Here is a 14,514-nt window from a genome sequence, read left to right as displayed (position 1 = left end):
TGAATAATGAATAACGAATATCGAAAGTCAAACCGTACTTAATTTCGATATTCGGTGTTCGATATTCAATATTCGATATTGCCTTTTCATTCTTCTTCATTCATTATTCATTGTTCTTTCCTCTCTGTAGTTTTGCGGAAAAATTCACCAATTCGTTTCCGATTTGAACGCTGTACGTCTAACCCCGCCGACTGCGCCCGTCCGGGCCACCATTCCCCTGGCTTCGTCCAAAAGTGAGAGCAACCGCGCCCTGATTATTAACGCACTGACCGGTTTTCGGGGCAGGCTGCACAACGTGTCGGCCGCCCGTGACTCCCAGACCATGATCCGGCTGTTGCAGTCGGAGGATGCTGTAGCCGATGTGCTGGATGCCGGAACAACCATGCGGTTTCTGACAGCGTACTTTGCGGTGACCGGACAACAAAAAACAATGACCGGAACGCCCCGTATGTGCGAACGACCGATTGGTATTTTGGTGGATGCGCTGCGTGAGCTCGGGGCCGACATTGCCTACCTGAAAAACGACGGTTTTCCACCCCTGCAAACCAACGGTTTTACCAGCAACGGCACCAGCCGGTTAGCCATCCGGGGCGATGTGAGCAGCCAGTACATCTCGGCCTTGCTGATGATTGCCCCTACCCTGGCCAACGGCTTGACCCTCGAACTCACCGGCGAAATCGGTTCGCGTCCGTACATTGAAATGACACTTCGGCAGATGGAACATTTCGGGGTAAAATCCGTGGCCGATTGGACGAACAAAACCATTACGGTTCCGGCCACACCTTATATACCCACCGACTACAGCATCGAATCCGACTGGTCGGGAGCCAGTTACTGGTATAGCATGCTGGCGCTGGCGCAGGACGATTCGGCTGAAATTGAACTCCTTGGTTTAAAGGAAAATTCCTTGCAGGGCGACAGTGCCATTGTCGACATCATGCGCCCGCTCGGCGTTACCAGCCAGTTTACGGAGCAGGGTGTCATCCTGACGAAAATACCGGCCGAATCCTCCCTGGCCTGGGACTTTACCGACTGTCCCGACCTGGCCCAGACGGTGGCGGTTTGCTGCGCAGTAAAGAATATTCCGCTGACGCTGACCGGTATCGAAAGTCTGAAAATTAAGGAAACCGACCGCGTTTTTGCCCTCCAGACCGAATTGAAAAAAATCGGTGCCGAGTTGGTGGAAGTGGTAGAGGGCTCGGGGCAAGGGGCAGAGGGCATGGGGCAGAGGGATTTGGGCAAAGGGCTGGGGGCTGAGGGACGAAAATATGTGGTTCGCACCGTACCCTCTGCCCAGAGCCCTAGGCCCTATGCACAATCCCCTCTGCCCACTGCCCCCAGCATTGCGACTTATGAAGATCACCGGATGGCGATGGCGTTTGCCCCCGTGGTCATGCGCCAGGAAGTGATCATTGAAGAACCGGGTGTGGTTGCCAAGTCGTATCCTTCGTTCTGGGAGGATGTGGCCAAGGTGGCCGGGGTTCGGATAGTGGATTAATCCCCATACTTCTCAGCGACCACAGAGCCCAAGCCCTGCGGGCTTGGGCAAGGAAACGGGATTGGGACAGTGTAGGATTGCCGGTTTTTGGTATTTTTACGGCACTCACTGAACCTTGATGCTGTTGGAACTCCTGATTTTTCTGGGTAACCTTCCCTGGTGGGGATGGCTCCTGCTTAGCCTTGCAGTCGTAGGGCTCTACGACATTTCCCAAAGGAAGCACACGATCCGGCACAACTTTCCCGTTGTCGGCAATATCCGGTATTTTCTGGAAAGCTTTGGTCCGGAACTTCGGCAATACATTGTGGCCAATAACCGGGAAGAATTGCCGTTCAACCGGCAGCAGCGGGCCTGGATTTATGCGTCGTCCAAACAGGAAAATAATTTCCAGGGCTTCGGCACCGATCAGGACATTCATAGTCCCGGCTATATTTTCATCAAACCGGCGCTGTTGCCCTTACAGCTTCCGCCCGACGATCCGAATTGCCACGCGCCCTACAGCGCTCCGGCGGCAAAAGTGATTGGCCTGTTTCACAAACGCCGACGGCCATACCTGCCGCGTTCGATCGTCAACATTAGCGGGATGAGCTACGGCTCGCTGTCGGCCACAGCCATTGAATCGTTGAACAAGGGAGCCAAAAAGTTTGGGTGTTATCACAATACCGGCGAGGGCGGGTTGTCACCCTACCATAAATTCGGAGCCGATGTGGTTGTCAATATCGGGACGGCGTATTTCGGCATTCGGGATGACGACGGTAACTTTGTCATGGAAAAACTGGTGAAACTGGTCAATTCCAACCCATTTGTGCGGATGCTCGAACTGAAATTGTCGCAGGGGGCCAAACCGGGTAAAGGCGGGGTGTTACCGGCGGCCAAAATTACGCCCGAGATTTCCGAAATCCGGCATGTTCCGATGGGTAAAGATGTGATTTCACCCGCTGCTCACAGCATGTTCTCCGACATTCCGGGCATGGTCGGATTCATTGAAGCAATGGCCGAAAATACCGGGTTGCCCGTGGGCATCAAGTCGGCGGTGGGCAAACTCGAACTATGGGAAGAACTGGCTGATTACATGCTGGAAACCGGCCAGGGCCCCGATTTTATCACCATCGACGGTGGAGAAGGTGGTACCGGTGCTGCTCCTCCCTCCTTTGCCGACCACGTTTCACTGCCGTTTGTGTACGGTTTTTCCAAAATTTACCAGATTTTTCAGAAAAGGGGCCTTACAAATAGGATTACCTTCATTGGGTCGGGAAAACTTGGACTGCCCGAATCAGCCATCATGGCCTTTGCAATGGGTGCCGATCTGATCAACGTCGGTCGGGAGGCCATGCTGTCCATCGGTTGCATTCAGGCCCAGATTTGTCACACCAACCGCTGTCCGTCGGGCGTAGCAACTCAAAATAAATGGCTGCAATCAGGGATCGATCCGGCGCTGAAAAGTGAGCGGTTTTACAACTACATTAAAACGATGACCAAAGAAATTATGGAGATCTCGCACGCGTCGGGGTATGAACACCCCTGCCAGTTTACGATGAAGGATGTGGTTCTGTCGATGGGTGACAATAACCGCATCCAGACGCTGGCCGAAGCCTTTGGTTATCAAAAAGATCCGGTTTCCTTTACGTCCATCGTTTCTATTTTAACCAGTGAGTACCTGGATAACAAGATAGATCTTTAAGCGGGATGCATTTTTTTCCGGAGTAACCCGAAAACTCCTGACGTTTTCATCTATCAACCCGGCTGAAGGGTTCACAACGTCCCGTTACGGTCGCTCGCATGAGCTGCTTGATGATCAAATAAATTAGAAAACCGCCACCAAAGGGAAACTATCCGCGCCCAAAATCAGTACGTATGGCGAACAACGCTTCTAATCGAAATTTTTAGCGTTGACCGATCAAAAAAATACAACTGACCCATGAACGAACGGATTGAACTACTCAAATCAACGATCGAGCCGCTCCGGCAGGAAATTATTCACCATCCGGTCTACACCCAGATGCATGATCTGGACGACCTAAAAGTTTTCATGCATTTTCACAGTTATGCCGTCTGGGATTTCATGTCCCTCCTTAAAACCCTGCAAAACAAGTTGACTTGTACAAACGTACCCTGGTTCCCGACGGGTTCGGCCGACACACGGTTTTTAATCAACGAAATCGTAACCGGAGAAGAGTCGGATGTCGATCCGAATGGAAATCGGAAAAGTCATTTTGAGCTGTATCAGGAAGCCATGCGGCAATGTGGAGCCGACACCGCTTCCCTTGAAACCTTCACCGCTACCCTGCAACAAACCGGCAAGCTGGACGCAGCTTTTCAGGCTGCCCAAACCCCCATTGAAGCCCGGGATTTCGTAGACTTTACCTTTCGGGTCATTGCTACCGACAAACCGCATGTGCAATCCGCCGTGTTTACGTTCGGGCGTGAAGACCTGATTCCGGGCATGTTTTTCGCGATCATCAACGACATCCACCACCGTTTCCCGGAGACGGTGTCTATTTTTAAGTATTACCTGGAACGGCACATTGAAGTAGACGGCGACCACCACAGCCACCTGGCACTACAAATGACTGCCAATCTTTGTGGTGATAACAACGATTTATGGCAGGAAGCCGAACGCGCTACCATCGATGCGCTCCGAAAACGCATCCGGCTCTGGGATGGCGTTGCCCGCCAGCTTGCCGAACAGCCGGAAGTGCTGCCTCAGTTGACCTGATTAAAAAACACATTTCGCATGATCATTTGCCTTGCCCAAACCCGTCCGGTCAAAGGAGCCATTGCGCAAAACCGCCAGCAACACCAGCAGCTCATCGACCGGGCGGTTGGGCGAGGTGCGGATCTGATTGTTTTTCCGGAACTCTCGCTGACCGGCTACGAACCGTCGCTGGCGGCTGATCTGGCCACCGCGCCGGACGACCGTCAGTTCGATGATTTTCAGACGCTTAGTGACCGTCACCAAATCACTGTCGGCATCGGAATGCCAACCCAAAGTGATGCCGGTGTCCATATCAGCCTGCTACTTTTTCAACCCCGGCAAACCCGTCAGGTGTATTTTAAACAATACCTGCACGACGATGAAAAACCGTATTTTGTCCACGGCGAGCAGGCGTTTTTTTTGTCGGAAAATCCAACGAAGGTTGCCCTGGCTATTTGCTACGAACTGTCGGTGCCCGAGCATGCGGAACAGTCGGTTCGGAACGGTGCCAACCTTTACCTGGCCAGTGTCGCCAAAACCGCTGAGGGCGTTGCGAAAGCCGCCGAACGCCTGGCCGACATTGCCCGCACCCACGGTCTGACCGTTTTGATGGTCAACAGCGTGGGCGAACAGGACGGTTTTCGGGCGGCCGGGCAATCCGCCATTTGGAACGAACAGGGCAAGTTGCTCGGGCAACTCGACGACACCAGTGTGGGCTTGCTGATGCTCGACACGGCAACGCAGGAGGTGACGGCCCAACTTCTATAGTCCGAAACGCTCCACCCCGCCCCAACTGGTATCCACCTACGCTTACGTCAATCCCGTCGTGGCTATGCTGCTGGGCTGGGCCTTTGCGGGCGAGACCCTGACAATTACCTCGGTTCTGGCCGCCCTGATCATTTTGCTGGGCGTTGTCCTAATCACCCTGGGCCGGAAAGAACGACAGGGTTAAATCTGAGAAAAAGCCGTCGGAACCAGAAACGTCCGGGTGATATTCGACACGATGCGGGCGTTGGCATATTCCGGAATGGCACTAATTTTTTTCCACTCCGGATCACTGCCGAAGGTTTTCCAATTCCGGTCATGCTCTGGCATGTCGTCAAAGGTCAGCATATAGGTCAGATTGGGCCGGTGCGGCCCAATAAGCGTTTCACCGAAGAAAACCGGGGTGAGCCCCACTCGCTTGAAAATGGCGATCTCCCCGCCTTCGTTGAACATTTCAATCTTTTTCTTCCCGGCCACCTCGCTATGGCTTTCATACCGGCGAAGCTCAAAAATCCGGGGCTTTTTTTCCGGTACTTCCAGCTTCGGCATGTACGCAAATGCTTTCAACAGCGAGCTTTCAATGCGTTCGTACGCCGGTTCGGTAGCTGTGGCGTTCAGGTAATCGGCACCGGCCTGCTGGTACGCGGTGTCACTGGCCAGTTGATCCGGTGCTTTCAGATACGCATCCAGGGACGGGTACGGAATGACAGCCACCAATGTGGTAAAGCCCTGCGGAAGGTACTCGGTAAAGACGCCGACGGTTTTACTCCCCAGCCGGTTCAGTGCCGGAATGGCCGCCTGCTGAAAATACGACTCGACCAGTTTTTGCTGCCGCCCGTTTTTCAAGGTGTAGAAGCGCAATTCATAAAATTCAGGACCGGGATTTTGTTGCGCAATTCCGGCATCAGCCGAACTGGAAGAAGCCAAAAAACCGGCGGCCGTGGTACTCGCTAAGGAAGTCTTGACAAACGTGCGTCTTTTCATGAAGGGTTTAGTTGAGTTAAATAGCCGTATTGTCACGCAAATTACCAAGTTTACGGGTGAGTGCAAAGCTTGGTCCCGATGGTAAATAGCCGGATTTTCGTTGCGGTCAGCGAACCCATTGCGGGTCAACCGCATAGAATCAACGGAACCTCATAATCCGACCCCACAACTGAATCAATTTTCCGGAATACCTGTTAAACTGTATCTTTACAACAGTTTCCGGTAACCATAAAAAGAAAAAGAGAATTGATTCCAGCTTTTTACCGTAAATCAGCCGGTTCATCTTACTTCTTTTCTCTTTTTGTCTACTAGTCTTTTATTTATCAAACTAATTATCGCAAGGCTTTGAACCTTGTCAAAAAACCGCAAAAATAGAGATCAATTGACTCATAATCAGTATTTTAGAGAACTGAAATTTTAGCTGGTACAACATAGGTACAACAACTCTTCTCCTGCCCTTCAATGTAGTTGCCTACAATGCAAAGGTAGTAGGCCATCAATACGCCATTGATCTCCTTGTCTTACACACCGGCATTTAAAGAGACGGTCAATTGGAGCGGTACTTGACAGCGGAAAAGCAGCTTTCAACCCGACTGGGTCTACGCCGTGCTCAAACCAAACTGTTTCTACAGCGGTTGGATAGAACAAGCGGATGATCGCCTTATCCCCAAATCCTTTTCCGCCTAAGCGTTCAACGGTGGTAGCCAACGTTCTGATCTTTTCCACGACGCTGCCGACATCTTTGATCGCTGTTTTTCCTAAATCATTCAGTTCGCTAATGTGAGGTAGCTCCAACTCATCTTTGTAATAGACCATGCAATGGGCAGTCGGACCACTGACCTTGAGGTTGAAGACATGCAGATCGCTTAACGCCCTGAAAAAGAAATACCCCTTTTTAAACAACTCAAAACCGGCTTTCTCACGCTCAGCCTGGCTGCCTTCCCCACTTAATGCGATCCAGATCCGGTTGTGAAAATCCTCCGATAATAGTGACCAGGCGGTTCGGTATCCCTCTTCACTCCGAATAGCGATATGCTCATAAAATCGATAGACAACCGCAGTAATGTCATCTATGGGTTGCTGGGTGTTTGTGGTGCCGAAATAATTGTAGTTGATGGTTCGTTGGTTGATATTCTCCCCGGTAATGTGCAGGTTTTCGGTTTTGATTGCGTAATTTTTTTCCTGCTCTTCTTCTTCAAATGTTTCGTCTAACTTCTTCTGGGCGAGAATAATCGAGTCTTCAACCTTGTATTTTTTGTAAAAGTCATCCAATAAAGCTTGGGTATTTTCTCCTGAACAATCGATATAGACAAGAACATCGTTTAGTACTTGAGCCTTTAACGTGATGTCTTCTCCATCTTCGGCCCATTGGTTTCGCTCGTAAAAAAACTTCTGACTTACCTTAAACTTCTCATCTACAACAAGTTGCCGCTTCGCATTGAGCTTTCCCCAGACGCCATACTTCTCACCCGGTCTTGCGCCAATGGACGTCCATTCCTTCCGAATAAATACCTTTTTAAATTCTTTATAAAGTTTCGTATACAACCGACAATGCAGCGTCTTCTTTAAGACCATTTTTCAGAAATATTTACGGTAAAAAAATAGTCAAATTAATAGGTATATACCTCTCTTTCAAAGCATTACAGCACCAGCAATCTTTGCAGTGGTCATTTAAACAATGCCGCTGTTCTTTGAAATACGCTTAGCGAGGAGTATTCACCGGTGCCTTCTTTTCCGCTTTCGATTGATTGATGTAATCATGCATAGTGGTCATCAGATCATAACGTTCATTGATGATTTGCTGAATCTGCTCACGGTATTGATTCACAGTCAGGTCTTTGTTTTTTTGGTTGGCTAATATCTGTTCCAATAACGAACAGACATCCCAAAGACCTTCCGTGTAGGCTTGCACCTGATCCAGCGGACGTTCCTGAACGTAAAAACCCAATAGAGGCTTGGTCAGAACTACGGTTTCATGATCAAAGCATCCGTCGTTATCGACAACCGGAAATTTAGGCATTCGAACCTCCTTCAAAGCAGCCTAATATATACCATAACTCGATGATTTGTCAAGCTTTAGCTAAAGAAACGGGGGCGGCTTTGCGCCGTAATCATGATTTGATTCTGGCTGATTTTTAACAATTAAACTTCAACAACGATGTCACAGGAAACAGATCCATCCCTGGACCACGCCCTAAAGCAAAGTGGCTACCGCCAGGACGCCGGTGATCCCAAGGACACCTACTACCAGGTTACCGCGAACGGTGTAGAAAAAGTCTACACGGATGGCAACTGGTATCGCAAAGCGGACTCCAACGAATGGGAGCGCTATGTTCAAGGTAAGACCATTTAAGTGGTCTTGCTAACATCAGACCTCTCCGGCTGATGTCATGCGTTCGGGTGGCCGTGGACAAGATTTGGTCCACGGCCCCTCTTTATCAACATTCATTTCTTATTCCTACAATTAGATGAGTTCATTCGATCTCGATCACCCCTTGGTCGAATTCATTTCTGATTCATCCAGGGGTGTCTTTACCTATCGCCACAGTTTCGAAGGCATTCAAATCTTCGGCGGCATCGGTGGGGGAAAATCCAGCGGTCCGGGCAAGTTATTTGCTCATAAGTTCATGCAGCATGGCTACGGCGGGCTTGTATTGACGGCCAAAGAGGATGAGGCCAGCGTATGGAAAGAGTATGCCGAAATGACTGGTCGCTCCAAAGACCTGATTATCCTGGAGCCGAATGGCAAGCATACCTTCAACTTTCTGCAATATGAGGCCGAGTCCGGACCCGATGGTATGGCCCCCACGGAAAACCTAGTCGATCTGCTGAAGACGGTGATCAAGGCCAGCGAGGAAAAAGATACCGGTAGCATTAACGACCCGTTCTGGGAGCATTCGCTCAATATGCTCATTTTCAACATCATTGATTTGTGCAAGTTGGCGTATGGCCGTCTCTCCATTCAGTTGATGTACGACATCGCCCAGACCCTCCCCCAAAAACATGAACCCGTGTCTGAAGAGGGCAAGCAGACGGCCTTTGAAAAGGCTTTCAGGGCAGCCCAACGTAATGTCACCGCTCAGATGGATGCCTGGATTGCCTCCCTTTCCGAAAATAAGCAACGTCGTTTTCAGGAAGATGGTGACCTGTTTGAAGAAGAGTTGGTCGAAAACCTGCCCGATGCCCGGCTCCTACGCTTTCTGGATCAGTTCTTCATGCAGAGTTTTCGCAATCTGTCGGACAAGACCCGCTCCATTATCGAGTTTTCCTTCAGCAATTTCCTTTTGCGGTTGCTTCGGGAACCGGTCTACTCGCTATTCTGCCGCTATGATTGCACGTTCCGACCCGAGGATAGTCTGCAAGGCAAAATTATTCTGCTCAACCTGTCGGTGAAACGGTATCAGAAAGTGGGACGCGACTGCCAGATTCTGTTTAAATATATCTGGCAACGCGCAATGGAAAAACGGGACCTCCGCCAGAACACCAGGCCCGTGTTTCTCTATGCTGACGAGAGCCAGAACTTTATCCACGAACTGGACGCTTTGTTTCAAGCCACCGCCCGCAGCAGCCGGGTGGCTACGCTCTACATCACTCAGAACCTGCCGAATTACTATGCAGCCATTGGTGAGAAAAGCGAGCATCGGGTGAAAGGGTTCTTAGGCACGATGGCCTGCAAAATCTTTACGGCCAACGCGGACAACGAGACCAATGAGTACGCCAGCAAGCTCATCGGCGACGGTTATTTCATCGATCAGTCACGCAGCGTGACCTTGTCCCAAACCATTAGCCAGACCCAGGGGCAATCGCTGAAACTGGAGCGCGTGGTGCGGCCCGAACAGTTCCAAAGTCTCAAGACGGGTGGCCCTAAGAACAACTACCGGGTAGAGGCCTACCTGCACCGACAGGGCGATGCCCTCTTCAATGGCGTGAATTACCTCAAGACCAATTTCAATCAGCTTTACCGACCCAAAGAAAATCATGTTTCACTCTAATTTTTTACTGCTATGGCAACGATTAATGGCTATTACCGTTTCATGTATCAGCGTCGCAATGCCCTGCGTGAAGCCCTGCTAACGTTCTTCTATGCCTTCAGTTCCTGGCCCCGACTGCTGCTGGAGGTTTTCCTGCGCCGGAATATGGGCGAACGTTATTTTACCTTATCCGGGTCTATTATGCTCGCGCTCATTCTTGGGCTTTATCCGATTTTGAAGATGACGGGTTTGATGTTCTTCGCCCGCTATTCTTACTACCAGCAAGAGCCAAGCATCACTTCATTTTTCGGCCAGTATCTCAGTTGGTATGCTTTTCTGGCCGGATTTCTGATCATGGCGCTCCAGCGCAATCAAGAGATCAAACAATTGCCGGGCATCTTTGAGCTAGCGCGCTTCAGCCTCTCCAGCGGCATCATTCATCCCCGTTTCCGCACCCTCCAACTTAATGGTCAACCCGTGGATACCCGTACCATTGAAACGCTGCTTGAGCCTGGCTTTTGCCTAGGGGTCGGCACGGTTCTCTGGATGGCGGGTCAATCGGTGGGGCTGTTGATCGTCCTATGTAGCATCGTTTATTCACTCAGTTATTTGGCTGCTTATGAGCGGGCAGATCATTACATCATGGATAAAATGGACGAACTGATCGCCAACCGGGAAATGGGCCGCTCGTTTATTGACTGTGTGGATGCGGAGGAAACCAGTGGCTTTCGGGTTCTGGGCCGTCGTCCGGCCGATCCCGAAGCCCGGCGGGAGTTGGTCGATATGTTCTTTGAAAAACAGGAAACCGCTGAGGCTATGTAGTGTTCGCGGCTGTGCAGCGAGAAGACGTCTGATGTAAAAAACGCTATCCGGACAAGGTACTCTCCGCTGCACAGCCCAGCCGGGTTTATCTCTTCTTTACAGGCAATAAGGATTGCACAATTCACCCATCGATCGGAGCGATCACCTGTACACTTCCTGCTATGATCCGCATGGTCCAATCCCAGTCGAGCGGGCACGCCAAAGCCTACTTTACCGAAAGCCTGGCGAAGTCCGATTATTACCTCTCCGGTCAGGACCAGGAGATCAGCGGACGGTTGCAGGGAAAACTCGCTGAGCGTTTAGGACTTGTCGGTCCCGTTAAAAAAGGAGTGTTTTTCGACCTGTGTGAAAACATCCATCCCGTGACCGGCAAGGCCCTGACGCCCCTCACCAAACAGGATCGAACGGTCGGCTACGACATCAATTTCCACTGTCCCAAAAGCGTCAGTATCGTCCATGCGCTTTCGGGTGACGACCATATCCAAACCGCTTTTCAACGTGCGGTCCAGGAAACCATGCAGGATATGGAAGCAGACGCGAAAACGCGGGTGCGTAAACAGGGAGCGGTGGACGAACGGACCACCAGCGAACTTTTGTGGGCGGACTTTACCCACCAGACGGCCCGACCCGTTGAAGGTCATTTGCCCGACCCTCACCTGCACATGCACTGCTTTGTCTTTAATTGTACGTGGGACGAGGCCGAGCAGCAGATCAAGGCCGGACAGTTCCGTGACATCAAACGCGATATGCCCTTCTACCAGGCCCGCTTTCACAAGCGCCTGGCCGACAATCTGATCGATCTAGGCTATCAGATCCGGCGTACGGACAAGTCCTTCGAGATCGAGGGCGTGCCCCAACCGGTGATCGAATTGTTCTCCAAGCGCACGGATGAGATTGGCCGCATTGCGCAGGAGAAAGGCATCACGAATGCGGACGAGTTAGGAGCCTTGGGTGCCCGCACTCGTGCGAAAAAGCAAAAAGGTTTGACGATGGCGGAGCTCAAAGCGGATTGGAAACGGCAAATTCAGGCGCTGGATAAAGATGCTGATGATGGCAAACAAATTATTCGGTATGCGTCTCAGCCACTAGACAAAGAAACGCCTTCGGCGGAGCGCTGCGTTGATCATGCCCTGGCGCACGGTTTTGAGCGGGCTTCGGTGGTCCAGGACCGGCGTTTGCTGGCCGAAAGTTACCGGCATGCGGTCGGTCATCGCAAAACCTCGCTGGAAGCCATCACCCAAGCTTTTGAAGCGGACCAGCGGCTGATCCATGTCACCGACGCGGGCCGCACGATGACGACCACCCAAGCGGTGCTGCGGGAAGAACAACACATGGTCAATCTGGCGCGGCAGGGATTGGGTAAGCTGAAACCGTTATACACGCAAGCGCCCGACCTGGCTTTAGAGGGACAACAGGCCGAAGCCGTCCGGCATGTACTGACCACCACCAACCGCGTGTCGATCATACGGGGTGCTGCGGGGAGCGGTAAAACCACCTTGATGAAAGAAGCGGTTACTCACCTGGAGAAAGCCGGAAAGACGGTCACCGTGGTGGCTCCCACGGCGCAAGCGTCGCGGGGTGTTCTACGCGATGAAGGGTTTGCGAACGCCGAAACCGTTTCCCTCCTGCTAGCCGATTCCAAAAAACAGGACGCCTTAAAAGGGCAAGTCTTATGGGTAGATGAAGCCGGACTCCTCGGCAATGCCGATATGACGGCTCTTTTGGATTTGGCAAACAAGCAAAACGCCCGGCTGATTTTGGGCGGTGATACCCGGCAGCATAGTGCGGTCGTGCGCGGTGACGCATTGCGTATTTTAAACACGGTTGCGGGGATTAAAACGGCGGAGGTTAACAAGATTTACCGTCAACGTGACACGGACTACCGGGCGGCTGTTGAAGATTTGGCAAAAGGCAACGTAGCCTCCGGTTTCGCCCGACTGGATAGCATCGGCTTTATTGAAAGTGTCGATCCGCTCAATCCGCATCAGAACTTAGTGCGGGACTACGCCGATGCATTGAAGCGGGGCAAGTCGGCACTGGTGGTCTCCCCAACCCACGAGCAAAGCGATGCCATTACCAATAGCATCCGTGCGAAATTAAAAGAACAAGGCTTAATCGGTCACAAAGAGATTCAGGCCACCCGCTACACCAACCTCAATCTAACGACCGCCGAACGAGCGGACTGGCGGAATATCCAGCCCGGCCACCGGGTTCAGTTCAACCAGAACGTGCCCGGCTTTCAACGCGGTAGCCTGTGGCAGGTGAAAAGCAGCACGAAAGACGGTGTTGAGGTCGAAAACGAGCAACAACAAACCATGCGCCTACCTTTGGAAAAGGCCGCTCATTTTGACGTGCTTCGTCGAAGCGAGATCGCGCTTGCCAAAGGCGACAAAGTCCGGATCACCCGCAACGGCTTTGACGCCAATAAAAACCGGCTAAACAATGGTCAGATGCTGGATGTCGTAAAAGTCAGCAAGAATGGCCCTATTCTCCTCCGCAATGAAACGAGCAAGGTCCACTACACATTGGACCAACAGTTTGGGCATATTGCCCATAGCTACTGCGTAACGTCCCATGCGTCGCAGGGTAAGACGGTGGATGAGGTGTTACTCTGGCAACCCGCGGCCACGTTCCCCGGCACAGATGCTAAGCAGTTCTATGTATCGGTCTCCCGTGGACGCGACCGGGCTCGCATCTATACCGATAACAAAGAGGAGTTGATGAGCTACGCCCAGCGATTGGGCGACCGGCAGTCTGCCCTTGAACTGGTCGCGAAGAAAGATCAGACCCGCGAGTACGTTCTCCATCACATTCGTGATGAGTTAAACCGACACCCTCTCAAAGCAGAAAAAGGAAAAAACGTTACCAAAGCACCTCGTGTAAAAGACCGCGATTATGAACCACGGATTTAAGCTGCGTTTTGATCAGATGCGGGAAAGCAACCCAACCCGAGAACAGGAGCCGGATGGCGAAGCTAATCATTCTCCGGGGAGTCATCGCAATCTGTGCCTAGTTTGGCCGGATGGAAGGCGGGCGTTTTTCAACTATGCCTACCTGATTGAAGGTGAATTTGATCCCGGCAACGAAAAAAACTCTATCCAGCTTCATTTTTCGGCCTATAAAATCACCTTACAGGGATATGGATTAGCGACATTGTTTACCGCTTTGCTGGATCATAGTCCTCGTTTTATTTCCGTTATAGATGCACGGTACGTCATGGATGCGGACCCGGAAAAAGAAATTGTGACTGATATTTTTATTGAAAAAGCTGAATAAGCTGTGCAAGAAATTCCAATTTTTATTAAATACATCTATTTTCAATAGCTTACATAGAGCGTACGGTGAATAAGCCTTTTAATCCCCGCATGATATGCGGGGATTAGCATGGACAGTGCGGTGAATGGCTGAGAATGGAGCCTATCAGCGATCGGCAACCCTTGATGCTTAACACGTTGTGGGATGATATTGATAGCCAGTTAACCTCACCCAAATGGGCGAAGATTGCCAAATGTTCCTAAGATACGGCGTTACGGGATATTAAGAACCTTATTGAGCAAGGAGTGCTGGTCAAAGACTTGTCCGGTGGACGCAGCACGAGTTATGTACTCACTACCATCAAACAAGATTGATTTGAACTTATTTGATGCTTCATGATCCTTGATAGGAGAAGATTCTGCATTAATTTGATAGGCAAGTATATCAATTTCATTCGTCACTTTCTTATTTTTGATAATATCAGCTAGCTTTTTTATTATTAAATTTATGGCAAATACTCAGGA

Annotated in this window: 12 protein-coding genes and 1 pseudogene; 10 read left to right on the top strand and 3 right to left on the bottom strand. The window is 50.9% G+C overall.

What is annotated here, in order from left to right; all coding sequences use genetic code 11:
* Positions 1-163 precede the first annotated feature (163 nt).
* The 5 genes and pseudogenes from ACO2Q8_RS09260 to ACO2Q8_RS09240 form a co-directional block, all read left to right on the top strand.
* The gene (locus ACO2Q8_RS09260) at positions 164-1,498 is read left to right on the top strand and encodes a 3-phosphoshikimate 1-carboxyvinyltransferase (RefSeq protein ID WP_423344513.1); all 1,335 of its coding nucleotides are present in this window, start codon (positions 164-166) and stop codon (positions 1,496-1,498) included.
* Positions 1,499-1,616: 118 nt separating this feature from the next.
* On the top strand, positions 1,617-3,179 hold the full coding sequence (locus ACO2Q8_RS09255; protein WP_423344512.1) for an FMN-binding glutamate synthase family protein: 1,563 nt from the start codon (positions 1,617-1,619) through the stop codon (positions 3,177-3,179).
* A 237-nt stretch (positions 3,180-3,416) separates the two neighbouring features.
* Positions 3,417-4,214, top strand: coding sequence for a DUF3050 domain-containing protein (locus ACO2Q8_RS09250; RefSeq protein ID WP_423344511.1), 798 nt, complete (start codon positions 3,417-3,419; stop codon positions 4,212-4,214).
* A gap of 18 nt (positions 4,215-4,232) precedes the next feature.
* Positions 4,233-4,961, top strand: coding sequence for a carbon-nitrogen hydrolase family protein (locus ACO2Q8_RS09245; RefSeq protein ID WP_423344510.1), 729 nt, complete (start codon positions 4,233-4,235; stop codon positions 4,959-4,961).
* Between the two features lie 22 nt (positions 4,962-4,983).
* Positions 4,984-5,145, top strand: a pseudogene (locus ACO2Q8_RS09240) (EamA family transporter); the annotation flags it as partial.
* On the opposite strand, the gene ACO2Q8_RS09235 reads toward ACO2Q8_RS09240, so the two are convergent.
* The 3 genes from ACO2Q8_RS09235 to ACO2Q8_RS09225 all read right to left on the bottom strand — a co-directional run bounded on the left by ACO2Q8_RS09235 (position 5,142) and on the right by ACO2Q8_RS09225 (position 7,962).
* Positions 5,142-5,942 carry an NIPSNAP family protein gene (locus ACO2Q8_RS09235; protein WP_423344509.1) on the bottom strand — a complete coding sequence of 267 codons (801 nt, stop codon included), beginning with the start codon at positions 5,940-5,942 and terminating at the stop codon, positions 5,142-5,144. The pseudogene ACO2Q8_RS09240 and the gene ACO2Q8_RS09235 sit on opposite strands and share 4 nt — an antisense overlap.
* A gap of 459 nt (positions 5,943-6,401) precedes the next feature.
* A complete protein-coding gene (locus tag ACO2Q8_RS09230) occupies positions 6,402-7,487 on the bottom strand; it encodes a hypothetical protein (RefSeq protein WP_423344508.1) in 1,086 nt (361 codons plus the stop codon).
* Positions 7,488-7,644: 157 nt separating this feature from the next.
* Positions 7,645-7,962: a hypothetical protein gene (locus ACO2Q8_RS09225; RefSeq protein WP_423344507.1), complete on the bottom strand. Its 318-nt coding sequence runs from the start codon at positions 7,960-7,962 to the stop codon at positions 7,645-7,647.
* A gap of 138 nt (positions 7,963-8,100) precedes the next feature.
* On the opposite strand from ACO2Q8_RS09225, the gene ACO2Q8_RS09220 reads away from it, so the two are divergent.
* From ACO2Q8_RS09220 to ACO2Q8_RS09200, 5 genes are all read left to right on the top strand, one after another.
* A complete protein-coding gene (locus ACO2Q8_RS09220; protein ID WP_423344506.1) occupies positions 8,101-8,295 on the top strand; it encodes a hypothetical protein in 195 nt (64 codons plus the stop codon).
* A gap of 115 nt (positions 8,296-8,410) precedes the next feature.
* Positions 8,411-9,934 (top strand): type IV secretory system conjugative DNA transfer family protein, encoded by a 1,524-nt coding sequence (locus ACO2Q8_RS09215; protein ID WP_423344505.1) that lies wholly within the window; start codon positions 8,411-8,413, stop codon positions 9,932-9,934.
* Positions 9,935-9,946: 12 nt separating this feature from the next.
* The gene (locus tag ACO2Q8_RS09210; RefSeq protein WP_423344504.1) at positions 9,947-10,735 is read left to right on the top strand and encodes a hypothetical protein; all 789 of its coding nucleotides are present in this window, start codon (positions 9,947-9,949) and stop codon (positions 10,733-10,735) included.
* 170 nt (positions 10,736-10,905) lie between these two features.
* Positions 10,906-13,647, top strand: coding sequence for a MobF family relaxase (mobF, locus tag ACO2Q8_RS09205; RefSeq protein ID WP_423344503.1), 2,742 nt, complete (start codon positions 10,906-10,908; stop codon positions 13,645-13,647).
* Positions 13,631-14,011: a hypothetical protein gene (locus ACO2Q8_RS09200; protein WP_423344502.1), complete on the top strand. Its 381-nt coding sequence runs from the start codon at positions 13,631-13,633 to the stop codon at positions 14,009-14,011. Before mobF ends, ACO2Q8_RS09200 begins: the two co-directional genes overlap by 17 nt.
* The last annotated feature ends 503 nt before the right edge of the window (positions 14,012-14,514 follow it).

It is taken from the genome of Larkinella sp. VNQ87 (genome assembly GCF_049445795.1).
In the GTDB taxonomy this organism is placed as follows: Bacteria; Bacteroidota; Bacteroidia; order Cytophagales; family Spirosomataceae; genus Larkinella.
This window is presented reverse-complemented; position numbering and strand designations above follow the sequence as displayed.

Excerpts from the sequence above, each read along its gene's own strand:
- ACO2Q8_RS09255 (WP_423344512.1), top strand. The coding sequence starts at position 1,617 with ATGCTGTTGGAACTCCTGATTTTTCTGGGTAACCTTCCCTGGTGGGGA.
- ACO2Q8_RS09250 (WP_423344511.1), top strand. The coding sequence starts at position 3,417 with ATGAACGAACGGATTGAACTACTCAAATCAACGATCGAGCCGCTCCGG.
- ACO2Q8_RS09245 (WP_423344510.1), top strand. The coding sequence starts at position 4,233 with ATGATCATTTGCCTTGCCCAAACCCGTCCGGTCAAAGGAGCCATTGCG.
- ACO2Q8_RS09235 (WP_423344509.1), bottom strand. The coding sequence starts at position 5,942 with ATGAAAAGACGCACGTTTGTCAAGACTTCCTTAGCGAGTACCACGGCC.
- ACO2Q8_RS09225 (WP_423344507.1), bottom strand. The coding sequence starts at position 7,962 with ATGCCTAAATTTCCGGTTGTCGATAACGACGGATGCTTTGATCATGAA.
- ACO2Q8_RS09220 (WP_423344506.1), top strand. The coding sequence starts at position 8,101 with ATGTCACAGGAAACAGATCCATCCCTGGACCACGCCCTAAAGCAAAGT.
- ACO2Q8_RS09215 (WP_423344505.1), top strand. The coding sequence starts at position 8,411 with ATGAGTTCATTCGATCTCGATCACCCCTTGGTCGAATTCATTTCTGAT.
- ACO2Q8_RS09210 (WP_423344504.1), top strand. The coding sequence starts at position 9,947 with ATGGCAACGATTAATGGCTATTACCGTTTCATGTATCAGCGTCGCAAT.
- mobF (WP_423344503.1), top strand. The coding sequence starts at position 10,906 with ATGGTCCAATCCCAGTCGAGCGGGCACGCCAAAGCCTACTTTACCGAA.
- ACO2Q8_RS09200 (WP_423344502.1), top strand. The coding sequence starts at position 13,631 with ATGAACCACGGATTTAAGCTGCGTTTTGATCAGATGCGGGAAAGCAAC.